Origin of the sequence: Pseudomonas putida, assembly GCF_030159595.1 — a bacterium.
GTDB lineage: Bacteria > Pseudomonadota > Gammaproteobacteria > Pseudomonadales > Pseudomonadaceae > Aquipseudomonas > Aquipseudomonas putida_AC.
Genome location: NZ_BSKJ01000007.1, coordinates 221,029 through 244,092, shown reverse-complemented (window position 1 = coordinate 244,092; position 23,064 = coordinate 221,029). Strand labels below are relative to the sequence as shown.

At 62.5% G+C, this 23,064-nt stretch carries 22 protein-coding genes; 7 read left to right on the top strand and 15 right to left on the bottom strand.

Annotation, left to right across the window (positions count from 1 at the left end):
- Window positions 1–152 precede the first annotated feature (152 nt).
- The 3 genes from QQL85_RS17575 to QQL85_RS17565 all read right to left on the bottom strand — a co-directional run bounded on the left by QQL85_RS17575 (window position 153) and on the right by QQL85_RS17565 (window position 4,019).
- Window positions 153–1,646, bottom strand: a complete 1,494-nt coding sequence (locus QQL85_RS17575) for an aldehyde dehydrogenase (protein ID WP_284354613.1) — start codon at window positions 1,644–1,646, stop codon at window positions 153–155.
- A 105-nt stretch (window positions 1,647–1,751) separates the two neighbouring features.
- Complete coding sequence (locus tag QQL85_RS17570) at window positions 1,752–3,134, bottom strand: aspartate aminotransferase family protein (RefSeq protein WP_284354614.1); 1,383 nt, start codon at window positions 3,132–3,134, stop codon at window positions 1,752–1,754.
- A 42-nt stretch (window positions 3,135–3,176) separates the two neighbouring features.
- Window positions 3,177–4,019 (bottom strand): helix-turn-helix domain-containing protein, encoded by an 843-nt coding sequence (locus QQL85_RS17565; protein ID WP_284354615.1) that lies wholly within the window; start codon window positions 4,017–4,019, stop codon window positions 3,177–3,179.
- 281 nt (window positions 4,020–4,300) lie between these two features.
- Here QQL85_RS17565 and QQL85_RS17560 point away from each other — a divergent pair, with 281 nt between their 5' ends.
- Window positions 4,301–5,695, top strand: coding sequence for an APC family permease (locus QQL85_RS17560; RefSeq protein ID WP_284354616.1), 1,395 nt, complete (start codon window positions 4,301–4,303; stop codon window positions 5,693–5,695).
- Window positions 5,696–5,813: 118 nt separating this feature from the next.
- The gene (locus QQL85_RS17555) at window positions 5,814–7,187 is read left to right on the top strand and encodes an 8-oxoguanine deaminase (protein WP_284354617.1); all 1,374 of its coding nucleotides are present in this window, start codon (window positions 5,814–5,816) and stop codon (window positions 7,185–7,187) included.
- 18 nt (window positions 7,188–7,205) lie between these two features.
- Here QQL85_RS17555 and QQL85_RS17550 read toward each other — a convergent pair whose 3' ends face one another.
- Window positions 7,206–7,937: an SDR family oxidoreductase gene (locus QQL85_RS17550; RefSeq protein ID WP_284354618.1), complete on the bottom strand. Its 732-nt coding sequence runs from the start codon at window positions 7,935–7,937 to the stop codon at window positions 7,206–7,208.
- Between the two features lie 122 nt (window positions 7,938–8,059).
- Between QQL85_RS17550 and QQL85_RS17545 the strand changes: the two genes are divergently transcribed.
- Window positions 8,060–8,827, top strand: a complete 768-nt coding sequence (locus QQL85_RS17545; protein WP_284354619.1) for a LysR family transcriptional regulator — start codon at window positions 8,060–8,062, stop codon at window positions 8,825–8,827.
- 16 nt (window positions 8,828–8,843) lie between these two features.
- On the opposite strand, the gene QQL85_RS17540 is transcribed toward QQL85_RS17545, so the two are convergent.
- From QQL85_RS17540 to QQL85_RS17510, 7 genes are all read right to left on the bottom strand, one after another.
- Entirely contained in the window at window positions 8,844–10,256 is a 1,413-nt protein-coding gene (locus tag QQL85_RS17540) for an MFS transporter (protein WP_284354620.1), read from the bottom strand.
- 94 nt (window positions 10,257–10,350) lie between these two features.
- Window positions 10,351–10,788, bottom strand: a complete 438-nt coding sequence (gene aroQ, locus QQL85_RS17535; RefSeq protein ID WP_284354621.1) for a type II 3-dehydroquinate dehydratase — start codon at window positions 10,786–10,788, stop codon at window positions 10,351–10,353.
- 3 nt (window positions 10,789–10,791) lie between these two features.
- Window positions 10,792–11,610, bottom strand: a complete 819-nt coding sequence (gene aroE, locus QQL85_RS17530) for a shikimate dehydrogenase (protein WP_284354622.1) — start codon at window positions 11,608–11,610, stop codon at window positions 10,792–10,794.
- Window positions 11,607–12,839, bottom strand: coding sequence for a CaiB/BaiF CoA transferase family protein (locus tag QQL85_RS17525; protein ID WP_284354623.1), 1,233 nt, complete (start codon window positions 12,837–12,839; stop codon window positions 11,607–11,609). Before QQL85_RS17525 ends, aroE begins: the two co-directional genes overlap by 4 nt.
- A complete protein-coding gene (locus tag QQL85_RS17520; RefSeq protein ID WP_284354624.1) occupies window positions 12,836–13,291 on the bottom strand; it encodes a MaoC family dehydratase in 456 nt (151 codons plus the stop codon). Before QQL85_RS17520 ends, QQL85_RS17525 begins: the two co-directional genes overlap by 4 nt.
- Window positions 13,288–13,686 (bottom strand): VOC family protein, encoded by a 399-nt coding sequence (locus QQL85_RS17515; RefSeq protein WP_284354625.1) that lies wholly within the window; start codon window positions 13,684–13,686, stop codon window positions 13,288–13,290. Before QQL85_RS17515 ends, QQL85_RS17520 begins: the two co-directional genes overlap by 4 nt.
- Window positions 13,683–14,630, bottom strand: coding sequence for a ketopantoate reductase family protein (locus QQL85_RS17510; RefSeq protein ID WP_284354626.1), 948 nt, complete (start codon window positions 14,628–14,630; stop codon window positions 13,683–13,685). Before QQL85_RS17510 ends, QQL85_RS17515 begins: the two co-directional genes overlap by 4 nt.
- Window positions 14,631–14,723: 93 nt before the next feature.
- On the opposite strand from QQL85_RS17510, the gene QQL85_RS17505 reads away from it, so the two are divergent.
- Window positions 14,724–15,632 carry a LysR family transcriptional regulator gene (locus QQL85_RS17505; protein ID WP_284354627.1) on the top strand — a complete coding sequence of 303 codons (909 nt, stop codon included), beginning with the start codon at window positions 14,724–14,726 and terminating at the stop codon, window positions 15,630–15,632.
- Window positions 15,633–15,645: 13 nt separating this feature from the next.
- On the opposite strand, the gene QQL85_RS17500 is transcribed toward QQL85_RS17505, so the two are convergent.
- From QQL85_RS17500 to QQL85_RS17490, 3 genes are all read right to left on the bottom strand, one after another.
- Entirely contained in the window at window positions 15,646–16,137 is a 492-nt protein-coding gene (locus QQL85_RS17500) for a GNAT family N-acetyltransferase (RefSeq protein WP_284354628.1), read from the bottom strand.
- 121 nt (window positions 16,138–16,258) lie between these two features.
- A complete protein-coding gene (locus QQL85_RS17495; RefSeq protein WP_284354629.1) occupies window positions 16,259–17,494 on the bottom strand; it encodes an aromatic ring-hydroxylating oxygenase subunit alpha in 1,236 nt (411 codons plus the stop codon).
- 173 nt (window positions 17,495–17,667) lie between these two features.
- The gene (locus QQL85_RS17490) at window positions 17,668–18,591 is read right to left on the bottom strand and encodes a LysR family transcriptional regulator (protein ID WP_284354630.1); all 924 of its coding nucleotides are present in this window, start codon (window positions 18,589–18,591) and stop codon (window positions 17,668–17,670) included.
- A 270-nt stretch (window positions 18,592–18,861) separates the two neighbouring features.
- On the opposite strand from QQL85_RS17490, the gene QQL85_RS17485 reads away from it, so the two are divergent.
- From QQL85_RS17485 to QQL85_RS17475, 3 genes are all read left to right on the top strand, one after another.
- Window positions 18,862–19,875 (top strand): GlxA family transcriptional regulator, encoded by a 1,014-nt coding sequence (locus tag QQL85_RS17485; RefSeq protein WP_284354631.1) that lies wholly within the window; start codon window positions 18,862–18,864, stop codon window positions 19,873–19,875.
- Between the two features lie 163 nt (window positions 19,876–20,038).
- The gene (locus QQL85_RS17480; protein ID WP_284354632.1) at window positions 20,039–21,367 is read left to right on the top strand and encodes an MFS transporter; all 1,329 of its coding nucleotides are present in this window, start codon (window positions 20,039–20,041) and stop codon (window positions 21,365–21,367) included.
- Between the two features lie 78 nt (window positions 21,368–21,445).
- Window positions 21,446–22,036: a biliverdin-producing heme oxygenase gene (locus QQL85_RS17475; RefSeq protein ID WP_284354633.1), complete on the top strand. Its 591-nt coding sequence runs from the start codon at window positions 21,446–21,448 to the stop codon at window positions 22,034–22,036.
- Between the two features lie 9 nt (window positions 22,037–22,045).
- Here QQL85_RS17475 and cydB read toward each other — a convergent pair whose 3' ends face one another.
- Window positions 22,046–23,053, bottom strand: coding sequence for a cytochrome d ubiquinol oxidase subunit II (gene cydB / locus QQL85_RS17470; protein WP_284354634.1), 1,008 nt, complete (start codon window positions 23,051–23,053; stop codon window positions 22,046–22,048).
- Between the last annotated feature and the right edge of the window lie 11 nt (window positions 23,054–23,064).

The following is a 23,064-nucleotide window of genomic DNA, read 5'->3' as shown; positions in this document are numbered from 1 at the left end:
TCTGCCGGGACAAAAGAGAAAATTAAAGAAACGTTTTCAGCGCTTGTCAGGGCCTCTTCGAGGGCAAGCCCACTCCCACAGGCCAGAAGAACTGTGGAGGACCTGTGTGGGGCTTGCCCGCGAAGCAGGCAAGACGGTGCATGATCAGATGATCAGGCGCGCAACTGGTACCAGGTGGTCTTGAGCTGCGAATACTTGTCAAACGAATGCAACGACAAATCGCGGCCAAACCCCGACTGCTTGCCCCCGCCGAACGGCACCGTCACATCCAGCGCGTCAACCGTGTTCACCGACACCGTACCGGCCTTCAACGCCCGTGCCACGCGGTGAACCTGGTTGAAGTCATCGCTCCACAGCGAGGCCGCCAAGCCATAAATGCTGTCGTTGGCCAGACGCACGGCTTGCGCTTCCGTGTCGAAGGCACTGACCGCCAGCACCGGCCCGAACACTTCCTCCCGCGCCAGGCGCATGCGGCCATCGACACCGGCAAAAATGGTCGGTTCGATGTAGTTGTCCGAACCTTCAATGGTCAGACGCCGGCCGCCACACACCAACCGTGCGCCCTCTTGCCCGGCACGCGTAATGGCGGCCTCGATGCGCCCCGTCTGCTCGGCATCGACAATGGCCCCGGCGCGGCTCGCCGGGTCCAGTGGGTTACCCGGCAACCACTGTCGGGCCTTGGCCTGCAGCCGCTCGACGAATTCATCATGGATGGAGCGCTGCACATATAGCCGCGAGTTGGCCGAACACACCTCACCCTGGTTGAAGAAAATGCCGAAGGCCGCCTTTTCCGCCGCGAGGTCCAGGTCCTGGCAGTTTTCGAACACCAGGTTAGGGCTCTTGCCACCGCACTCCAGCCACACCTGCTTGAGGTTGGACTGCGCCGAATACTGCATGAAGTACTTGCCCACCTGGGTAGAGCCGGTGAACACCAGGCAGTCTACGTCCGGGTGCAGGCCCAGCGCCTGCCCGGCCTGCTCGCCCAGGCCCGGCACCACGTTCAGCACGCCTTCCGGCAAGCCCGCTTCCAGCGCCAGCTGGGCCAGGCGCAGGGCCGAGAACGGGGATTGCTCAGCGGGTTTGAGTACCACGCTATTGCCGGCAGCCAGCGCCGGGGCCAGCTTCCAGGCCGCCATGTCGAGCGGGAAGTTCCAGGGCACCACGGCGGCAACCACACCGAGTGCTTCCCGGGTGATGGTGGCCAATGCGTCAGGCGCAGTAGGTGCCACCTGGTCGTAGAGTTTGTCCAGTGCCTCGCCGTACCAGGCGAACACATGGGCCGAGCCCGGCACGTCGATGTTGTAGGCATCCATCACCGGCTTGCCCATGTTCAGCGAGTCCAGCAGGGCCAGTTCTTCGCGATGGGTCATGATCAGCTCGGCCAGGCGCAGCAGCACCTTCTTGCGCTCGCCAGGGGCCATGCGGGGCCACGGGCCTTGCTCGAAGGCCTGGCGGGCACTGGCCACTGCACGGTCGACCTCGGTCTGGCCGCAGGCAGTGACCTGGGCCAGTACGGCGTTGGTGGCGGGGTTGATGGCGGCGAAGGTGGCGCCGCCCTGTGCGTTGACGGGTTTGCCGCTGATAAGTGCCTGGGATGGCAGATACAGGTCCGAGGCGCGTTGTTGCCAGAATTCGAGGGTGTACATTTGTACTCCTGATGACCGTTGTAGCAGTCTTTTTTGGAAGAGGCCGCGCCGCCCTTGCAAGCAGCGCGCTCCCACAATGACCACTGTCCACTGCCGGACTGCGGGTTAGCGTTTGCCGACCAAGCGGGCCGTGCGGTCCACGGCAATCCGCGTCTTCTCCACCAGCTCATCCAGCTCACTGTGATTGGCGATCAAAGCCGGCGCCATGATCATCCGGCCCAAGGTCGAGCGAATGATCACCCCTTCCTCGAAACCAAAGGTGCGGCACTGCCAGGCCAGGTCATTCTCGTTGACAAAGCGCTTGCGCGTCGGCTTGTGCTCGGCGAACTGCAGCGCTGCCACCAGTCCGGCGCCCTGCACCTGGCCAATCAGCGGGTGGTCGGCGAACACCTCACGCAGGATGCGCTGCAGGTACGGCCCGGTGTCATCCTTCACCTGGCGCACGATGCCTTCGTCACGCAGCGCCTTCAGGTTGGCGATAGCCACCGCCGCCGCCACCGGGTGGCCGGAGTAGGTCAGGCCATGGGCAAACACCCCGCCGCGTTCTACCAACGCCTCGGCAATGCGCTTGCTCAGCACCAGGCCGCCCATGGGCACATAGCCACTGGTCAGCCCCTTGGCGATCGACAAGGTGTCGGGTTCGAAGCCGAAGTATTCATGGGCAAACCACTCGCCGGTGCGACCAAAGCCACCAATCACCTCATCGGCGCACAGCAGCACGTTGTACTGGCGGCAGATACGCTGGATTTCCGGCCAGTAGCTTTCCGGCGGGAAGATCATGCCACCCGCGCCCTGGAACGGTTCGGCAATGAAGCCGGCAACGTTCTCGGCACCCAGTTCGAGGATCTTTTCCTCCAGCTGCAAGGCGCAGCGGCGGCCGAATTCGGCCGGACTCAGTTCACCACCCTCGGCATACCAGTAGGGCTCATCGATGTGTGCAACGTCCGGAATCAACCCGCCCATTTCATGCATGAACTTCATGCCGCCCAGCGCCGTGGCCGCCAAGGTCGAGCCGTGGTAACCGTTCCAGCGGCCGATCATGATTTTCTTGCTCGGCTGGCCGACCACCTGCCAGTAGCGGCGCACGGTGCGGATCAGCACCTCGTTGGCCTCGGAGCCAGAGTTGGTATAGATCGCGTGGCTGTAGTGCCCCGGCAGCAGGCTGAACAGCAACTCGGACAGTTCGATCACCGCCGGGTGGGTGGTGTGGAAGAACATGTTGTAGTAGGCCAGCTGGTCCATCTGCGTGGCGGCGGCAACGGTCAGGTCGCGGCGCCCGTAGCCCAGTTGGGTGCACCACAGGCCAGACATGCCATCCAGGTAGCGCTTGCCCTCGCTGTCCCAGAGGTGCAAGCGTTCGCCACCGACGATCACCCTCGGCCCTTCGGCATTCAGCGCCTTCTGGTCGAGGAAGGCATGGATGTGGTGCGCGGCATCGGCTGCCTGGTAGTCACGGGTCTGGCGTTGCGGGGCGAAAGGCGCGTTCATTGTTGGTTTTCCTTTGCGGTGGGGTTGCAGGGCAGCCAGCGCTCAGCGCAGCTTGCCCATGTAGCTTTCCAGCGGGTCCTTGCCCAGCACGCCCTGGGCATTGGCCAGCGCGTCGATGAACAGGGAAAACAGCTCGGACTGGGTGCCGATGTCGAGCTTGGCGTAGACGTTCTTGCGGTGCGACTTGATGGTGTCTTCCGAAACGCCCAGGCGCTCGGCCAGCGACTTGGTCGAGTGGCCACGCAGAATCAGCTGGGCGATACGGCATTCACGCTCGGTCAGCAGCGAGCTGCCGAAGTTGTTCAGCGCGGCGTGGATGCGTTGTTCGAGGATGTTCTCGAAGCGCCCGGCGCGGCTGTCCAGCCCGGCAAAGTGCTTGCCGAGTACCGCCAGCACCCACGGCGTGACGCGCCCGAACAATTCGCGGGCCTGCGTATCGAGCTTGTCGGTGAAGGCCAGCGACACCGCCAGGCTTTGCCCGGGCGCCACCTGCAGGATGTAGTTGAGCTCATCCTCCAGGTGCGAGTGCTGGTAGAACGACTGGTAGTACTCGCTGACCTCGAAGTGGTCGGGGGCCACTTCGAACAGGCCATAGCAGCCGGACGCAACCTGCTCCACACACGCACCGTAGAACGGGTCGAGCAGGTAGAAGCCCGACAGGTAGCGGCTGACATTGCCCTCGGGCTGCCAGGGCGCCTTGTCGTCCTGCTCGAACAGCGCGCAAGGCATGCCGTCGTGCGGGTAGAGGTACACCGTGGTCGCCTGGATCGGCCGGATCACGCCAAGTGCGGCAAACAGGTTGGCGGCAAAGCCCGGCCGGCCGATCGCCTCGGTGACCTTGGCCAGGTGCTCGAACCACTGTTCTGAAAGCAATTGATTAGTCACTGTGGGCCTGCCGTTTCTATTGAGTGGCACCGCCGCCAGTGCGGTGCGTTGTCGACCAGATACTCCCATGCCGCTGCAGGTACCGAAATCACCCGTTGGGGTGAGTCGGGCAAGGGCTGCCACCCTCACCCCAAAGGGTGATTCCGGGCACCCACAGGGTGTGGGAGCATCAAACCGCCCCAGCGCTGCGAGCCTTGCGCTCGACCTCCTTGCACAACACCCACCGGTAGCGAGCCTGCTCGCGTACTGCGGTGCCCTGCATCCCTTTCCAGGAGTTAGCAATGCATACAACAACAAGTACAGCCCATAGCCCCTCAAATAGCCCTGCCCCGCATGCCCCCTCACAACCCGGCGCCAGCACCGGCCGCTTCCGCAAGTCCATGGGCATGACCGCCCTGGTGCTGTTCGGCCTGGCCTACATGGTGCCCCTGGCCGTCTTCACCACCTACGGGCTGGTCACCCAGATGACCAAAGGGCACCTGCCCACCGCCTACCTGCTCACCCTCGCCGCCATGCTGCTCACCGCCTACAGCTACGGCCGCATGGTCCAGGCCCACCCCTACTCCGGCTCGGTCTACACCTACACACGCAAGGCCTTCGGCAGCCACATCGGCTTCATCACCGGCTGGACGCTGCTGCTCGACTACATCTTCCTGCCGCTGCTCAGCTACCTGCTGATCGGCATCTACATGTCGGAATACTTCCCGGCGATCCACGCTTGGGTGTGGGTGGCGGGTTCCATTGCCCTGGTCACCTTCCTCAACCTGATCGGCATCGAATCGATCACCCGCGTCAACTGGATCCTGGTGGTGGCGCAGCTGGTGTTCATCATCGTCTTCGTCGCCCTGTCCGTGCTCAAGCTCAACGGGCAGGCGGAGCCGGTGTCGCTGCTGGCCCCCTTCCATCATGAAGGCTTCAACGTGCCGTTGATCATGACGGGCGCCGCCGTGCTGTGCCTGTCGTTTCTCGGCTTTGACGCGGTGTCGACCATGGCTGAGGAAACCAGCAACCCGACCTACCGCATTCCGGTAGCGATCCTGGCCGTATCGTTGATCGGCGGCCTGTTGTTCCTGGTGGTGTCGTACTGCGCGCAGATGGTGTTCCCCGACTGGGGCAGCTTCGTCGACCCGGACTCGGCCTCGGTGGACGTGATGCGTCGGGTGGGCGGTGAGCTGCTGGTAACCGCCTTTACCGCCACCTATGTGGCCGGCTGCTTCGCCTCGGCCATGGTGTCCCAGGCCAGCGTGTCACGCGTGCTGTTCGCCATGGGCCGCGACGGCGCATTGCCGCGCGCGTTCGGCCAGTTGGTGACGAAGAAGCGCGTGCCGGCGACTGCCATTCTGGTGGTCAGCCTGCTGTCGCTCATCGCCCTGGTCATCACCCTCGACACCGTGGCCAACATGATCAGCTTTGGCGCCCTGTTCGCCTTCTCGGCGGTGAACCTGGCGGTGGTCAAGCACTACCTCGTCGACCAGAAACTACGCGGTGGCCGCAACTGCCTGCTGTATGGCGCCATTCCCGGCCTGGGCTTTCTCAGCACGCTGTGGTTGTGGAGCAGCCTGACCAGCCTGTCGTTCACCATCGGCCTGTGCTGGATGGGCATGGGCCTGATGGTGCTGATGGGACTTACCCGGGCGTTTCGGGTGAAGCTGCCGGAGTTGCAGATGGCTGAGTAACCTGCGAAGAGCCCGGCACAAGCCCATCAGGCTGTATACAATCCACAAAAACCTTGCTTACAATGCCCTGCGCCTATGACATCGGTAATCGCCGATGCGTATTGCGCAGGCTTTAGCCATGTCATCTACGAATGCTGCAAAAACGTTACTGGTCAAAAACGCTGCACTGCTGGTCACCATGGACGGCGAACGCCGCGAGATCAAGCACGGCGGCCTGTTCATCGAAGACAACCTGATCAAGCAGGTCGGCCCCAGCGATACCCTGCCACAACAGGCCGATGTCATCCTGGACATGGCCGGCAAAGTGGTCATCCCAGGCCTGGTCAACACCCACCACCACATGTACCAAAGCCTCACCCGCGTGGTGCCTGCTGCCCAGGACGGTGAGCTGTTCAACTGGCTGACCCACCTTTACCCGATCTGGGCGCGCCTGACCCCTGAGATGATCGCGGTATCGACCCAGACCGCCATGGCCGAACTGATCCTGTCCGGCTGTACCACCTCCAGCGACCACCTGTACATCTACCCCAACGGCTGCAAGCTCGATGACAGCATCCATGCCGCCGCCGAGATCGGCATGCGCTTCCACGCCGCGCGCGGCAGCATGAGCGTAGGCCAGAGCCAGGGTGGCCTGCCGCCTGACTCAGTGGTGGAAAGAGAAGCCGACATCCTCAAGGAGTCCCAGCGCCTGATCGAGGATTACCACGATGCCAGTCACGGCTCGATGCGCCGTATCGTGGTGGCGCCCTGCTCACCGTTCTCGGTCAGCCGCGACCTGATGCGCGAAGCGGCGGTGCTGGCACGCCAGTACGGGGTGTCGTTGCACACTCACCTGGCCGAAAACGTCAACGACATCGCCTACAGCCGCGAGAAGTTCGGCATGACCCCCGCCGAATACGCCGAAGACCTCGGCTGGGTCGGCCACGATGTCTGGCACGCCCACTGTGTACAGCTCGACCAGCACGGCATCGAGCTGTTCGCCCGCACCGGCACCGGGGTCGCCCACTGCCCTTGCTCGAACATGCGCCTGGCCTCGGGCATCGCCCCAGTGCGCAAGATGCGCGACCACGGCGTGCCGGTCGGCCTGGGGGTCGATGGTTCGGCGTCCAACGACGGCGCCAGCATGATCGGTGAAGTACGCCAGGCCCTGCTGCTGCAACGGGTGGGCTTTGGCCCCGACGCGATGACCGCACGCGAAGCACTGGAGATCGCCACCCTGGGGGGTGCCAAAGTACTCAACCGCAATGACATCGGCGCACTGGCACCCGGCATGGCCGCCGACTTCGTCGCCTTCGACCTGGGCCATGTGGCCTATGCCGGCGGCCATCACGACCCGCTGGCAGCACTGGTGTTCTGCACCCCGACCCAGGTGCACACCAGCGTGATCAACGGCCGTGTGGTGGTAAAGGATGGCCAACTGGCCACCGTCGACCTACCTCGCGTGCTGGAGCGCCACAACCAGCTGGCACACCAGTTGGTCAGCGGCGCGTAATGCACCACGCGTTACCCGTCACGCCTGCTGGCGGGTAGCGCACACCACGATTTCCCGAATGCACACCGACTGCGGCTGGCCGTAGGCAAAGCCGATGGTCTCGGCAATGGTCTCGGCCGTGAGTACACCGCCCATTTCCTGCTTCCAGTCGTTGTAGCCCGCCTTGATGGCGTCATCGGTCGTGTGGCTGAGCAGCTCGGTGTCCACTGCACCCGGTTCGATGGTGATCACCCGCACGTTGCTCGGCGCCAGTTCTTCACGCAGGTTTTCCGACAGGCCGGTGACGGCGAACTTGGTACCGACGTAGGCGACATGGCTGGGAAACGCCTTGCGCCCCGCCACGGAACTGACGTTGATGATGGTGCCGTGCTTGCGCTCGACCATGCCGCTGGCCACGGCATGAATGCCATTGAGCAGCCCGCGCACGTTGACGTCGAGCATGCGGTCCCACTGCTCCGGGTCCTGGGTGGTGATGTTGCCCAACAGCATCACCCCCGCATTGTTGATGATCGCGTCTACCCGGCCAAAGCGCGCTTCGGCTTCAGCGACGGCGGCCAGCACGGCAGTGCGGTCGGTGATATCAACCGACAGCGCCAGCGTGTTTGGCAGCTGCAGTTGCTGCATCGGCGCCAGGCGACGCGAAAGCAGCAACAAGGCGTGGCCACGGCTGGACAGTAACTTGGCGGTGGCCAGGCCGATGCCGGAGCTGGCACCGGTAATGACTACCAAGGGTTTATGGGTGTTGGTCATGGTCACCATCCTGTTATCCAATTTGCCTATGGGTAAGAAGTAGAGCGAGTATAGAAGCCCGTTTTTCTTGCGAAAAATGGGAAATTCCTTTCGCAGCCATCAGCATCAATTATGGGTACCCTATGGACTATCGCCAGCTTCGTGCCTTCATCGCCGTGTTCGAAGCGCGCAACATCAGCGCCGCCGCGCGCTCGATTCACCTTAGCCAACCGGCGCTTTCCGGCAGCATCAAGGCACTGGAAGAAACGCTGGGCACCACGCTGTTCGTTCGCCAGGCGCGGGGCGTGGCGGTAACCGAGGATGCCCGGGCGCTGTACCCCGAGGCACAGCGCATGGTCGCTGATGCCAACCGCCTGCTTGGACGCTTCAAAGGGGATCGTGAACGCGCGCCGTTGCAGATTGGTGTCGAGCAGGATGTGAGCGCGGCAGTGCTGGGCAAGGTGGTGCTGGCAGCGGCAGCCGTCCTGCCCCCGGTGCGCCTGCAACTGGTGACCGGCTGCATGGGCGCGGTGCGGTTGGCCAGCGAGGAGCTGCGCTGTGAGGATGAGTTGTTCCTGCCGTTGCACAGCGACCCGTTCGTGCTGGTAACTGCGCAGCAGGCAACAACCGACGTCCCCTGGATTACCTGCCCGGCACAGCCCAGTCACCAGCGCCTGCAACCGTTCTATAACAGCATTGTGGTGGCAGAGGCCGATACCTTCGCCCTGGCCCTGGAGCTGGTCGCCGCAGGCCTGGGCGCCGCTATCGTGCCGGAATCACTGGCTGTCGAGCACCGTGGCGTGCGCATCGAGCCTATGCCACAACTGGACCTGCGCCGGCGTATCGGCCTGTGCTACTCGGCCCAGGCGCTGGCGCTTGATGGGGTCATACAACTGCGCGATGCCTTGTAGCCGCGCGTGCCAGTCATCAGCTGCGCAACACCTGCTCCCCGGCATTCCCCGGTAAGCGAACCGCATCCACCAACGCCACACAAGCAATCAACGCAATGCCAATCAACGCCCAATGGAAGTCGCTGACTGTCATCGCGCTTTCACCGCCGCGCACCACCATCGCCACGCGTAACAACAGCGCCGCCACCGCCACACCCAAGGCCATCGCCAGCTGGAAGCACATGCTGAACAGCGTTGAAGCCTCGCCCATCTGCTGCTTGGGCACCTCAGCGAAACCTACAGCGTTGTAGGTGGTGAACTGCATCGAGCGCGAAAGCCCACCCACGAACAGCACCGCCGCCATCCAGTACCACGGCATGCCTGGCTGCAAGCCCAGGCACGCCAGAATGCAGCCAACGCCAATCACGCCATTGACCAGCAACACCCGGCGAAAGCCATAACGGCGCAGCAAGCGGGTGGTGAACGGCTTCATCGCCAGGTTGCCCGCGAAGATCGCCAGTACCAGCAGCCCGGCATCCACTGGCGACAGACCAAAACCGATCTGCAACAGCAGAGGGATCAAAAACGGCAAGGCGCTGATCGACAGCCGGAACAAGGTACCGCCCACGATGCTCACCCTGAACGTGGGGATCGTCAGGGTTGCCAGTGGCAACAGCGGTGCAGGATGGCGCTGGCAGTGACGGATCGCCAACCAGGTCAGCCCACCACCCAGCGACACCAGCGCCAGCCCGGCACCCACGCTGCCTCCGGCCAGCGAGCCAAGCATTTCCAGGCCGACCAGCCACGCCGCACAAGCCGACGCCAGAAACACGAAGCCCAGCGTGTCGAAGCGGCGCGGTTCATCTGAACGTGCATTCGGAACCAGTAACCAGGCCGCCGCGATGGCCAGCAACCCAAGGGGGATGTTCAGGTAGAAGATCCAGGGCCACGACCAATGGGTGACGATCAGGCCACCGAGCGGTGGCCCCAGTACTGGCGCCACCAGCCCGGGCCAAGTGATCACCGCAAGCATTTTCACCAGGTCTTTCTTCTCGGTGGTACGCAGCACCACCAACCGGCCAACCGGCACCATCAAGGCACCGCCAATACCCTGCAGCACACGCGCGGCGACGAAGGTCTCCAGGTTGGGAGCCATGCCACACAGCAACGACGCCACGGTGAACAGGCCAATGGCCCCGGCGAACACCTGTCGCGGGCCAAAGCGGTCGGCCACCCAGCCGCTCAACGGAATGAACACCGCCACTGCCAGCAAGTAGGCACTGATGCCAATGTTCAGGCTGACCGCATTTTCGCCGAAATCACTGGCCATCTGCGGCAATGCCGTCGCGATGACAGTGGCATCGAGGTTTTCCATGAAGAAGGTGATGGCGACCAGCAAGGCGATGCAGGTGGCTTGGCGGGAGGTATAGGGGGCTGCCGGATTGGCCAAGGTACAGGTCCTTCTGGTTGGCAATGAATCATGGGGCTTGAGCAGCCCCTATGGGAGCGGGCATGCCCGCCCCCGCACAGGTCGGTGCCGAGGCTTAGCGCATGCGCATGGCCGCACGCAACGCCAGCAGGTAAGTCTCGACACCAAACCCGCAGATCTGCCCACGCACCACGTCGGCAAACACCGAGTGATGCCGAAACGGCTCCCTAGCATGGATGTTCGACATATGCACTTCAACCACCGGTACCTCAAGAATGGCCAGTGCATCACGAATACCGTAGCTGTAATGCGTCCACGCCCCGGCATTGATCAGCACTGCATCCACCCGGTCGTCAAATGCCCGATGGATACGCTCGCACAGGGCACCTTCGAAGTTGCTCTGGAAGCTTTCGACCCTTGCCCCCAGCTCCGCACCCAGCGCCTGCAAGGCCTGGTCGATGTCGGCCAGGGTTGCCGTGCCATACTGACGCGGGTCACGCTTGCCGAACATGTTGTGGTTGATGCCGTGCAGCATCAGGACATTGGCGACCATGGCCTACTCCAGCGCAATCGTCAGGCGGTCGATCACGGCACGGGTTTCAGGCCTTACCCCTCGCCACCAGGCAAACGCCTCTGCGGCCTGCTCGACCAGCATGCCCACACCATCCGCCAAGCGTGCCACGCCGGCCTCGCGCGCCAGGCGCAGGAACGGCGTGAGGCCTTTGCCGTAGGCCAGTTCATACGCCAGCCGCGCTTCGCTCAGCACCCCGCCAGGCAGCGGCGGCAGTTCACCGACAAGACTGGCGGAAGTGGCGTTGACCACGATGTCGAAGGTGTGCCCTTCCAGCGCTTCGTAACGGCTGATACGCAGCAACGGGTGATCCAGTTCGTTGCGCAGCGCCAGGGACTTGGTCATGTCGCGGTTGGCAATCACCAGCTCGCGAGGGCCAGCCTGCAAGAATGGCAACAACGCCCCACGCGCAGCACCACCGGCACCAAGCATCAACACGCGGCAATTGCGCAGTGGTTCACCAAGGTTGTCTTCGATATCGCGCAGCAAGCCGATGCCATCGAAGTTTTCAGCGGTGATATGGCCATCCTCGAACTTCAGCGCATTGGCGGCTCGGGCCAACTGCGCGCGCTCGCTGCGCCGGTCGGCCAGCTCGAAGGCTCGCAGTTTGAACGGGGCGGTGATGTTCATGCCCAGCCCACCGTCAGTGCGAAACTGCAACACCTGGGCCTCAAAACCGTCCAGCGAGCCTTCAATAGCCCCATATTCCAGGTGCTGGCCGCTGGCCTGAGCGAACAGGCCATGAATCAGCGGTGACTTGGTGTGGTTGATCGGTCGGCCGATCACTGCGTAGCGGTCGCTCATCGTGCATCTCCGTGGGTAAACAGCACACCGTCTGCCTGCATGGCGGTGATTTCTTCAGGGCTGAAGCCAAGCGCTGCGGCCACTTCGGCGTTGTGCTGGCCGAGGTCCGGGGCTACCTGATGGATCGTGGTGTCACAGCCGGAAAATCGGAACGGCAGATTGGGCAAGCGCAGGGTGCCGTAGCGGGGGTGCAGTTGTTCGATGACCATGTTGCGCGCCTGGATCTGCGGGTCGGCCAACACCTCGTCGATACGCTGGACCTTGGCACTGGGAATGTCGACGGCGTCGAGCAAGGCAAGGACCTCGGCCACCGAACGCGCACCCACCCAGTCGCGCACCACCGCCAGAATCGCCTGGCGGTGGGCATTGCGGCCATTCAGGTCGTGGTAGCGGTTATCGCTGCCAAAACCTGCCGGGCCGCCGTTGGCTTCGAGCATGGCGGCGAAGCGCTGCCAGGCATCATCGACCTGCGCAGCGATCACCAGATCGCCATCAGCGGCGCGGAACACGCCGTACAAGGTAGACGTGGGCATGTCGTGGCCGGTCTGCTCGGGCAGCACGGTGCCATCGGACAGCGTGTAGCACTGCACGGCGTACTCGTGCATCGACACCAAGGTGTCGTACAGCGCCATGTCAATGTGCTGGCCGCGTCCACTGCTCACCCGCCCCAACAGCGCCGCGTTGATCGCTGCTACAGCGTGAATACCGGTGTACATGTCGCCCAGCGAGATGCGCAGCAATGGAGGCGCTTCACCCGGCACGCCGACCATCTGCATGATCCCGCTCTTGGCCTCGGCGATCAGCCCGAAACCCGCGCGATGGGCGTCCGGCCCGGTGTGGCCATAGGCGGAGATCGAGCAGTACACCAGGCGCGGGTTACGCACCGACAGCTCGGCATAGCCCAGCCCCAGCTTGTCCAGCGCGCCGGGGCGGTAGTTTTCAATGAACACGTCGGCCGAGTCGGCCAGGCGCTGCATGAAGGCTTTTCCACGAGGGTCCTTCATGTTCACGCTGACGCCCTGCTTGCCCATGTTCAGTTGCAGGAAATAGCCGCTCTGCTGACCGTCCAGGGTAAAGGCGTGCTGGCGACCAGCATCGCCGCTGCCTGGCCGTTCGACCTTGATCACTTCAGCGCCCAGCGCCGCCAGGCAGCGCCCCACATAGGGCCCGGCAAGGAAGTGGCTGTAATCGATGACGCGGATGCCCGCCAATGGCAATGCCTGGCTCATGCCTGCCCCCTGCGTGGCACCATCAACCGGTGCTCGCCGCGCTGCACGACCTGGCCGTGCTGGTTGACCAGTTCCGACGGCAGCACCACGATGCCCCAACCTGGTCGGCTGTTGCTCGGTCTCATCGCCCCCACCCGCATGCGTACATGCAACACATCGTTGACCTTGATCGGCAACACGAAGTCCCATGTCCAGCCCAGCGACATGCCCGGCAAGAAGCGGTACTCGCACTGGGTCTTCAGGCCATCGGCGATCGACAGCCCGAACAGGCCGTGCGCAACCAGGCAGCCGAAGTGACTGGCGTTGGCGTAGGCCTCGTCAACGTGCACCGGAGTGTGATCACCCGTGAGATCGGCGTAGGCCAGAATGCGCTCGCGGGTTACGGTGTAGGTCGGGCTGACGCACTCATCGCCTTCGCAGGCATCATCCCAGAATCTTTCCACCACGCTCATGCCTGCACCTCTGCACGCGGATCGATGGCCAGTGCCTGGGCAACACACTTCGCCGGCAACGCCTGAATGAACTCCACCGCCAGACCATCCGGCAGGCGCAGCCAGTTGCGGCCTTGGGGCATTTCAATGACGCCGTAACGTTTGGCGGTTGCCAGCACAGTCTCCAGGTCTTCGCACATGATGCCCAGGTGTGCCATGCGCCCCTCAGGGCCGGCAAAGTCGGGCTGGTGGATGAACTGCAGGCCACCCAGCGTCCAGTACTGAGCCGGTTGCTCGACGCTGCCCTGCACCTCGCGCATGGTCATGCCGCACACTTCGCTGAAGAAGCGGATATGCCACTGGATGTCCTGCACCCAGAACGCCACATGTTCAAGGTAGGCTTTTGACTGGCTCATGGGGTATCCCTCTTCTGATGATCGGCCATCGCGCGTTCGATGCCCTTGATACAGGCCAGCAACGTGGCGTTGACCGGTGTGGCGACACCGTGGCGCTGGCCCCAGCGCACGACAGCGCCATTGATGAAGTCGATTTCGGTGACCGAGCCTTTTTCAAGGCTTTGCAGCATCGAGGTACGGAAGCTCGGTGGCAGGCCCTCGGCGGCCAAGGCCCACGCTGCGTTGGGGCTGGTCAGGCTCAGGCTTATACCGGCGCGCTCGGCCACGGCAATGGCTTCGGCCACCGCAGCCTTGGCGGTGCTGGCCAGCAGCGGCTCGCTGTACAACTGGCCATAGCTGAGCATGGTGATGCCGCTGAGTGCGCCAGTGGCGACATTGACCAGCAGCTTGTCCCACATGGTGCCGAGGATGTTGTCGCTGACCGTGGTGGCCAGCCCGGCAGCGTTGAAGGCCTCGGCGATGGCCTGCACGCGCGCTGAAAGCTGCCCGTCGAGCTCACCGATGTAAGTGTGTTTGCCCGCCACGCCAGCGCGAATCGAACCCGGTGCAAGCAGTACGCCGCCCACATAGGTCTTGCCCGCCAGCACCCGTTCCCGTCCGGCCACCTCAGCCAGAATGTCCTCGTGCCCCAAGCCGTTCTGCAGCGACAGCACCAGCGTTTGCGGCCCTAGCAGCGCGGTGGCCCCGGCCATCGCTTCGGCGGTGTGGAACGACTTCACCAGCACCACGACCAGGTCCGCCACACCCACGTCGTTGGCGTCGGTGGTGGCGTTGACGCTAACCTGGCGCTCACCGCGTTCATCCTGCACCTGCAACCCGTGCAGGTTCATGGCGTCGACATGCGCGCGACCACGGTTGAGCAGCCAGGTTTCGTGCCCGGCCTCGCTCAACGCCGCGCCAATGGCGCAGCCCAAGGCCCCGGCTCCCAGAATGCAGATTTTCAAATCGCAGACCTCCTGTGGTTTGCGATTACCTTATGCAGCGGGTCTCATTAGCGCTATACAATGACTGCAATACGCTAATTGAGATTTGCAATAATGATCGCTGCCGACGCCCTGCCCGAGCCCAAGCTGCTGCAATTGTTCGATGTGCTCTACCACTGTCGCAGCGTTACCCGCGCCGCCGAACAGTTGGGCCAGAGCCAGCCGACCATCAGCATCTGGCTGGCTCGCCTGCGCCAGCAACTGAACGACCCTCTGTTCGTGCGCACCCCCGGCGGCATGGCCCCAACCCCGCGCGCCGACCAGTTGATCGGGCCCTGCCGCGAGGTGCTCGAATCGCTGCGCCGGCTCACCGCCTGGGAGCCGCAGTTCATCCCCGCCACTGCACAACGGCGCTTTCGCCTGTGTGTCAGCGATGCCAGCCATATCACCCTGCTGCCAAGCATCCTCAACCACCTGCGCACCCATGCGCCGGGCATCCGCCTGGAGGCGGTGCGCATCGATGGCAATAGTGAAAGCGCGCTGGAGTCGGGCGAAGCCGACCTCGCCATCGGCTTTGTGCCTTGGCTGGGTGGCGGGATGTACCAGCAAGTCCTGTTCGAACAGGACTGGGTATGCCTGAGCAACCGCCAGCACCCGCGGCTGGAAGGCGGCATGAACGTGGCCCGCTACCACGCTGAGGGCCATGTGCAGATCAGCGCGGGGACTGGGCAGAAGTTGCTGGAAGCGGGGCTGGCCCGCGCCAGCATCGAACGTCGCATCGTGCTGGAGCTACCCGGGTTTCTCGGGCTGGGGATGATCGTCGGCACCACGGACCTGGTCGCAACCCTGCCACGGCATATCGGTCAGACCCTGGCCGACATGCACGACCTGCAAGTGCACGACTGCCCGTTTGCGGTTGAGGGTTTCACGGTGAAGCAGCACTGGCACGCCCGCTACCACCAGGACAGTGGCAACCGCTGGCTGCGGGAGGTGATCCACAGCCTGTTCGGCCGCCAGGCCTGAGGCGTGCGCGCGGTTACAGAGTCATGAGCATCTCATGCCAAGCCATGCCGCCATGCTCTGATGGTGACGGCTGCACATACTGGTAACCCAGCTTCTGGTACAGCGCAACGTGCTGCTCTTTGCACATCAGGTGAATGGTCTGCTTGCCCGACGCTTTCATACGGGCGATGAATTCCTCCATCAGCCGCTTGGCGTAGCCTTTGCCCTGGTGTGCCGGGTCCACCACCACCGACATGATCACCACGTTTGGCGCTGCCGGGTCATGGCCGACCAGTTCCTTGAAGTCTTCATCAGACATGACAACTTCGTGGGCGCAACCGCTGTTGATGAAACCGACGATCTCACCCGCGTTTTCCAGGATGAGAAAGCCTTGTGGATACTGTGCAATGCGGGTGCGGATCTTCTCCAGGGTGGCCGCCTCATCCCCTTCGTAGGCGCCTGTTTCAATGGCGTAGCAGCGCTCTGCATCTGCGACGGTGGGGGTACGGAACTGGGGGGTACTCATGGCTGATTCCTTGGAAACGTAAAAGCGTCTGCCATGGTAAATCAGGAAGGTGTACTGGCGTTATCGGGCCTGAGGCAGAATGGGTCAATGGGGCCGCATTACGGCCCCATCGGTTTTACGATCAAACCACCGATTTCAACGGCACACGCCCACTCATCCGCTCCAGCATGGTCGCGCAATACCAGTCATCGAACTGGCATACCCCATTCTCGGCATTCTCCGAGAACGGCCCTGGCTCATAGGCAGGCGACGACACCCCCGCATGCGTGCCCTCCACCAGGCGGCGGTCCTGGTCGTTGGTCGCCAGCCACACCTTGGTCAAGCGATCCAGGTCGTAGTCCACCCCTTCCACTGCCGACGCCGGCACCAGCCACTTGGTGGTTACCAGCGTCTCTGCGGGGCCAATCGGCAGCACGCGGAAGCTCAATGCATGGTCGCCCAAGAAGTGGTTCCAGGTAGACGGGTAGTTGAAATACAGCAGCGCGCCGATATCCGCCTCACCACTCGTGTCCAGGCGCCCGTTGACGGCAGGCTTGCCGTCCATGGTGTAACTGACGGCGCCAGCCGAGAGCGGAATGCGGGTCATGCGGAAACGCCCCAGCGGGTCCATGACCAGACGGCTGGGCATTCCGGCTGTCTCGCAGCGGGTCCAGTGGGCCACCAGCTCTGGGTCATCATCACCGCCCACGCCGGCCACCGACAGGTTCTCGACGAACGAGTTGAGCAGCTCTGGGTGGGTGCCGTCGCAGTGGTAGCACTCGCGGTTGTTTTCGAACACCAGCTTCCAGTTGCCCTTCTCGATCAGGTTGGACTCGAAGGCAACCTTGCAGTTTTCCAGGCCGTGCGGGGCGATAAACGGGCTGACCGCCGCGCGGAAGCTGCCAAAGTCCGGTGCCTGTTGCGCCACACACACATAGATGTAGGTGTGAACGACTTCGACATGCACGGGCTTGAGGTTGTAGTGCGTCTTGTCGAAGTCCGCGCCCATGTTGCCGGCGTAGATCAGGTTGCCGTCCAGCTCGAATGTCCACTTGTGGTACGGGCACACCAGCTTGGCCACTTTACCGCTGGCGTGCTCGCACACTTTGGCTCCGCGATGGCGGCAGGCATTGTGGAACGCGCGCACTTCGCCATCCTTGCCACGTACGACCGCTACCGGGTAGTCGCCAATCTGCAGGGTGAAATACTGGCCGGCCTTGGGGATCTCGAACGTATGGCCAGCGAACACCCAGTCCTTGTGCCAGATCTGCTCCAGGTCCTGACGATACACTTCAGGGTCCAGATACAATTCACGCGGCAAAACATGTCGCGGCTTACGCTGCTTGATCAGACCCATGACGGTTTCATTGCTATTCATTATTATCCTCCAGCCACCCACGGTTCTTGACAATGGATGGCAATGACCGAACCTTTGTTGTTTTAACTCACGCCCAGCAACTTCACGGCACGTTAAGCCACGCCCTCATCCACGACAAACGACATTTTCAACACCAAACGCATAATGCAAAGTCATGCATCAATGTGGCCGTTTCAAAGTACCGATCTGGCAAACGTTGAAAGTATCCAGTCCCGCACCCGCACAGTGGCGTCGTCATCGGCTTTTTCCCGGCAGGCCAGGTAATGCAGGCTGTTGCGCAACGTCATGTGTTCACGCACCGGCCTGATCAGCCGGCCCTGGTCGACCAGGCCGGCTACCAACTGGTTCCAGCCCAGTGCTATACCCTGGTTGGCCAGCACCATGTTGATGATCAGGCTGTAGTCGTTGGCGTGGAACAACGGCGGGCTATCAGCACCACGCTCACCGATATCCACGTTGTGGAAGGCCAGCCACACACGCCAGTCCACATGCTCGGCCACACCCGCCCGGCCGTAGGGGCTCAAGTCCAGCAACGCGCTGTTGCACAGGCCCTCCAGCGTGCCAATCTCGGGGTGCTGCCGCAGGTATTCAGGGGTGCACACCGGGTAAATCACGTCATGGCACAACGGGTAGAGCGTGTAGGCCTCCCCCACATTGGCGAACTTGGAGATGATCACGTCCGGTTCCACACCCGGCTCACGCGTCTGGAAGTTCTGCGTAGTGATCAGGTTAAGTTCGATATCCGGGTTGTCGGCACGAAACGCATTGATGTGCTGTGACAGCCAGAATGCGGAAAACGCCGGGGAGCAACAAATGGTCAGCACATGTTTTTCCTGGGGGGTACGCCGAATGCGCTCCGCCGCCTGGGCAATATTCACGAACGACAACTGCGACGCCTCGAAAAATACCGAACCGGCAGGCGTCAGCTCAACCGTGCGGCCCACGCGTTCGAACAACCGGGCACTCAGGTGGGTCTCCAGCTCGCGCACCTGGCGGCTAATGGCCGCCTGCGACACGCACAGCGCTTCTGCAGCCCGAGTAAAACTCTGGTACTTGGCAGCGGCAACAAATGCTTTAACAGCACGCAACGAAGGCATGCGAAGTAACACGGTATCGGGATCAACTTGCCGCTGCGACATCCTGATGTGCGCTCCTCATTCCGCGTACTGGACAATTGAATCGTACACAACAGCCGAAAAAACACATCCACACTTAAATTACTTTACGCATAACCTTGGGTTATGCGAGCAATCGCCAACCCAGCAATAACATGAAGTTATTGTTCAAACTGTACAAATGTCGTTGGACTTTATATCCAGCACGCTCTTACATTAGCCCCGACCTGTACGCCAGCGCCTGGGTGACCCATGACAATAACGACAAGAGCATTCAGCCACACATTCAAAGAGCGCAACCTGGGTTTCATGGCGCAATCGGTGGCGCGGCCCGCACCTTCACGGGTTGGTTTTCTGCTGTTGGAAAATTTCTCCCTGCCCAGTTTCACCCAGGCCCTGGATGTGCTGGTTACTGCCAACCTGATCGCCCCCGGCTCGATCCGCGTTCACACCTTCAGCCACAACCACAACGAAGTGATGAGCGACCTGGCCATCCCCATCCGGCCGGACACGCCGCTGACCGATGTACGCCTGTGCGACCTCGACATCATGGTGGTCTGCGGAGGCCTGCGTGCCGCTCGCACAGTGCCCGGCTGGCTGACCGCGCTGCTGAAACGGCTGGCCAGGTTCCCCGTGGTGCTCGGCGGCTTATGGAACGGCGCCTGGTACCTGGGCAGTGCCGGCCTGCTCGATGGCTACCGCTGCGCGATCCACCCGGAACAGCGCATTGCCTTGGCCGAGCGCCTGCCACACGCCGTGGTCACCCACGATGCCCTGGTGCTCGATCGAGACCGGCTGACTGCCGCCTCGCCAGCTGGCGCCTTCGAAATGATGCTGCAGTGGCTGAACATCGGCTGCAGTCAATCGCTGGCCGATGCGGTACTCGACACGCTGGACCATGATCAAAGCAGGTTCCGCAGCGTTCAACGGCCCCTGCAACCCAAGGTCAGCCGGCCCCTGCGCGAAATCATCAAGCTGATGGAGGCAAACCTGGAGGAGCCGCTGTCGCCCGGGCAACTGTGCCAGGCTGTCGGTTTGTCCGTACGCCAGGTCCAGCGGCTGTTCAAGGACCAGCTGGATACCACCCCGCAAAAATACTACTTCCAGCTGCGCATCACCGAAGCGCGGCGCCTGATCCAGAACTCCACTGCATCGATCTTCGATGTGTCCATTGCCTGCGGTTTTGTGTCGTGCACCCATTTCAGCAGGTCATACAGTGCGTTCTTCGGCCACCCACCTTCCAAAGAAGTGCGTTATGAAATCTGAAAGACAAGGAGCGAGAGCGAAAGGTTTCTGAACACGCCGTCACCGGCACGCACAATAAAAATAATCGTATAGCCATCGATCACGGGTTTTTCGAGATGGCTTCACGGCTCCGTTTTGGGCGCCGCGCTGCCCCTTTGCTCGAAAACCCTATCGGGAGACAAGAATGACAAGTCCTACTATTTCAGTCGAAGATGTACCGCTAAACAGGTTCCACAAACTGCTCACATTGCGCTCCGGTGGCGGCTCGTTCGTCGATGGCTATGTGCTGAGCATCATCGGCGTCGCCCTGGCGCACATCAGCACTGCCTTGTCATTGAACAGTTTCTGGGAGGGTTTGATCGCTGCCTCGGCCCTGATCGGCATTTTCTTCGGTGGGTTCCTTGGCGGCTGGCTGACCGACCGCCTTGGCCGCAAGCGCTTGTTCTTCGTTGGCCCCACGCTGTTCATCGTCGCATCGCTAGGGCAGTTCTGGGCCGATTCGGCGTTGGCCATTTTCCTGCTGCGGCTGGTCATCGGCATTGCGGTGGGCATCGAGTACCCGGTCGCGACCTCACTGCTGGTCGAGTTCATGCCCAGGAAGTACCGCGGCCCTCGCCTGGCCATGCTCACCATTCTGTGGTTTGCCGGTGCCGCAGCGGCCTACATCGTTGGCGAGCTGCTGCTGCGCAGCGGGGCCGAGGACGCCTGGCGCCTGGTGTTGGCCAGCTCCGCAAGCATCGGCCTGGCCCTGCTCGTGATACGTATCGGCACCCCCGAATCGCCACGTTGGCTACTCAGCAAAGGCCGTAACGCAGAAGCGGAACAGGTGATCAAAGCGGTGTACGGCAATGACTTTTCCTTACGCAACCTGCCCGAGGAAAATGCCAGCTACAAGGTGAACATCTGGAGCCTGCTGTATGCCGGGTACGGCAAGCGCATGCTATTCGTCATCGTGTTCTGGACCTGTTGCATCATCCCGCTGTTCTCGGTGTACGCATTTGCGCCCAAGGTGCTGGCGGCGCTTGACGTGAAGGGCGACAGCGCCTCGATCGGCTCGGTGCTGATCACGCTGTTCTTCGTGGTCGGTTGCATCGCCGCTACTCGGTTGATCAACGTCGTGGGTCGGCGCAACCTGCTGCTCTACAGCTTCCTGGTGTCGGGCCTGGCCCTGCTGTGTCTGGGTGCGTTTCACAGCAGCGCGGGCATCTGGATCCTGGTGTTCTTCGCGCTGTATGCATTGTTCATCGGCGGTGCGCAGGTGCTCACGCTGGTGTATCCGAACGAAATCTTCCCCACCGAAATCCGTGCCTTCGCCGTCGGCATGGGCACCTCCATCTCGCGCATCGGTGCGGCGGTGGGCACCTACCTGGTGCCAATGTCCCTCGACGTGCTGGGCATCGCGCAGACCATGTATGTGGCTGCGGCCATTACCTTCTTCGGCTTGCTGTTGTCCTGGGCGCTGGCCCCGGAAACCCGCGCGCTGAACCTGCAGCAGGCCGCGGCCCTCGGCTAGGTCCGCCGCGTGGTGCTTGATGCTTGCCAAGGATGACAAGCATCATGGGCGCATAGCCCTCACACCTCGGACACGCCTATGACCGCTGCACCCTCCCCCCTCGCGGAGCCCGGCCGCTGCAAACGCTTGAAAGCGGCCAGCAGCCGGGACCATGACAGCGTCGATCAACTGGTGATGGCGGCGCGGCCTTTCGAAAACCATGAGCGCTATGGCCGCTTCCTGCAGGTGCAGCACCGCTTTCATGGCAGCCTGATGACGTTGTACAACGATGAACAGCTCAACCAGCGCCTGCCAGGACTGGATGGGCTGTCTCGCTTTGCTGCGGTCGAGACCGACCTGCGTGATCTCGGCCTGCCTCTGCCAACGCGTCCTCAACAAGTCTGCGTCGGCCCGGCCGAGGCCTTGGGCTGGCTATATTGCAGCGAAGGTTCGAATCTGGGCGCGGCGTTTCTGTTCAAGCAAACCCAGCGCCTGGGACTGAATGGCGACCAAGGCGCCCGCCACCTGGCGCCACACCCGGATGGCCGTGCGCTGCATTGGCGCGAGTTCGTTGCCCGGCTCGACGGCCTGATGCTGGATGACCAGGACGAGGCCGCAGTGGTCGCTGGCGCGATTGCCGCGTTCGACAGTTACCGGGCGCATTTGCGTGTGATATTTGCGGGTTTATGACCTTGCGGCTCAGTGATAACCCTCGCCGTCCTTCACCTTGCCGCGAAACACATAATACGACCAGGCCGAATACCCCAGGATGAACGGGATGATCAGCAACGCCCCGACCAGGGCGAAGCCCAGGCTCTGCGGTGGCGCCGCAGCTTCCCAGAGGGTCAGGCTGGGCGGCAGCACATACGGCCAGATGCTGATCACCAAACCGGTATAACCGAGGAACACCAACACCAGCGACCAGACGAAGGGCCCGGCGTGGGGCGCACCGCGTAACGACCGGAGGATCGCCCATGTGGCCACCAACACCAGCACCGGTACCGGCAGGAAGAACCAGAAGTTGGGCAAGCTGAACCAACGCTCGAAAATGGCCGGGTGGGTCAGTGGCGTCCAGATGCTGACGATCAGCATCACCGCCACCGTCGCCAGGGTGATCGGCGAACAGGCGCGAATGATACTGGCCTGCAGCCGGCCCTCGGTCTTCAACACCAGCCAGGTGGCGCCCAGCAACGCATACGCCACGACCACACCGATCCCGCAGAACACGTTGAACGGCGTCAACCAGCTCATCAGGCCATTGGTAGCCACGCCATCGACAATCGAGTGCCCGTCGATGAATGCCCCCAGCATCACCCCTTGGAAAAACGCCGCCGCGTAGGACCCTCCAATGAACGCCCGGTCCCAGAACGGTTTGTGCGCATCATCGGCCTTGAAACGAAACTCGAACGACACGCCGCGCCAGATCAACCCCACCAGCAGGCCGAGCGCAGGGATATATAACGCACTGAGCAAAATGGCGTAGACCTTGGGGAACGCCGCCATCAACCCTGCCCCACCCAGCACCAGCCAGGTTTCGTTGCCATCCCACACCGGCGCCACAGTGTTGACCATGGTGTCGCGGTGGTCGCGGTCGGTGATGAACGGGAACAGGATGCCGATACCCAGGTCGAAACCGTCCATGATGACGTACATCATCACGCCAAAGCCGATGATCAGGAACCAGATCAGCGGAAGATCAATACCCATGACAGCGTCTC

Coding starts and splice junctions, on each gene's coding strand:
- QQL85_RS17575 (WP_284354613.1), bottom strand. CDS start 1,646: ATGTACACCCTCGAATTCTGGCAACAACGCGCCTCGGACCTGTATCTG.
- QQL85_RS17570 (WP_284354614.1), bottom strand. CDS start 3,134: ATGAACGCGCCTTTCGCCCCGCAACGCCAGACCCGTGACTACCAGGCA.
- QQL85_RS17560 (WP_284354616.1), top strand. CDS start 4,301: ATGCATACAACAACAAGTACAGCCCATAGCCCCTCAAATAGCCCTGCC.
- QQL85_RS17555 (WP_284354617.1), top strand. CDS start 5,814: ATGTCATCTACGAATGCTGCAAAAACGTTACTGGTCAAAAACGCTGCA.
- QQL85_RS17550 (WP_284354618.1), bottom strand. CDS start 7,937: ATGACCAACACCCATAAACCCTTGGTAGTCATTACCGGTGCCAGCTCC.
- QQL85_RS17545 (WP_284354619.1), top strand. CDS start 8,060: ATGGACTATCGCCAGCTTCGTGCCTTCATCGCCGTGTTCGAAGCGCGC.
- aroQ (WP_284354621.1), bottom strand. CDS start 10,788: ATGGTCGCCAATGTCCTGATGCTGCACGGCATCAACCACAACATGTTC.
- aroE (WP_284354622.1), bottom strand. CDS start 11,610: ATGAGCGACCGCTACGCAGTGATCGGCCGACCGATCAACCACACCAAG.
- QQL85_RS17525 (WP_284354623.1), bottom strand. CDS start 12,839: ATGAGCCAGGCATTGCCATTGGCGGGCATCCGCGTCATCGATTACAGC.
- QQL85_RS17520 (WP_284354624.1), bottom strand. CDS start 13,291: ATGAGCGTGGTGGAAAGATTCTGGGATGATGCCTGCGAAGGCGATGAG.
- QQL85_RS17515 (WP_284354625.1), bottom strand. CDS start 13,686: ATGAGCCAGTCAAAAGCCTACCTTGAACATGTGGCGTTCTGGGTGCAG.
- QQL85_RS17505 (WP_284354627.1), top strand. CDS start 14,724: ATGATCGCTGCCGACGCCCTGCCCGAGCCCAAGCTGCTGCAATTGTTC.
- QQL85_RS17500 (WP_284354628.1), bottom strand. CDS start 16,137: ATGAGTACCCCCCAGTTCCGTACCCCCACCGTCGCAGATGCAGAGCGC.
- QQL85_RS17495 (WP_284354629.1), bottom strand. CDS start 17,494: ATGAATAGCAATGAAACCGTCATGGGTCTGATCAAGCAGCGTAAGCCG.
- QQL85_RS17490 (WP_284354630.1), bottom strand. CDS start 18,591: ATGCCTTCGTTGCGTGCTGTTAAAGCATTTGTTGCCGCTGCCAAGTAC.
- QQL85_RS17485 (WP_284354631.1), top strand. CDS start 18,862: ATGACAATAACGACAAGAGCATTCAGCCACACATTCAAAGAGCGCAAC.
- QQL85_RS17480 (WP_284354632.1), top strand. CDS start 20,039: ATGACAAGTCCTACTATTTCAGTCGAAGATGTACCGCTAAACAGGTTC.
- QQL85_RS17475 (WP_284354633.1), top strand. CDS start 21,446: ATGACCGCTGCACCCTCCCCCCTCGCGGAGCCCGGCCGCTGCAAACGC.
- cydB (WP_284354634.1), bottom strand. CDS start 23,053: ATGGGTATTGATCTTCCGCTGATCTGGTTCCTGATCATCGGCTTTGGC.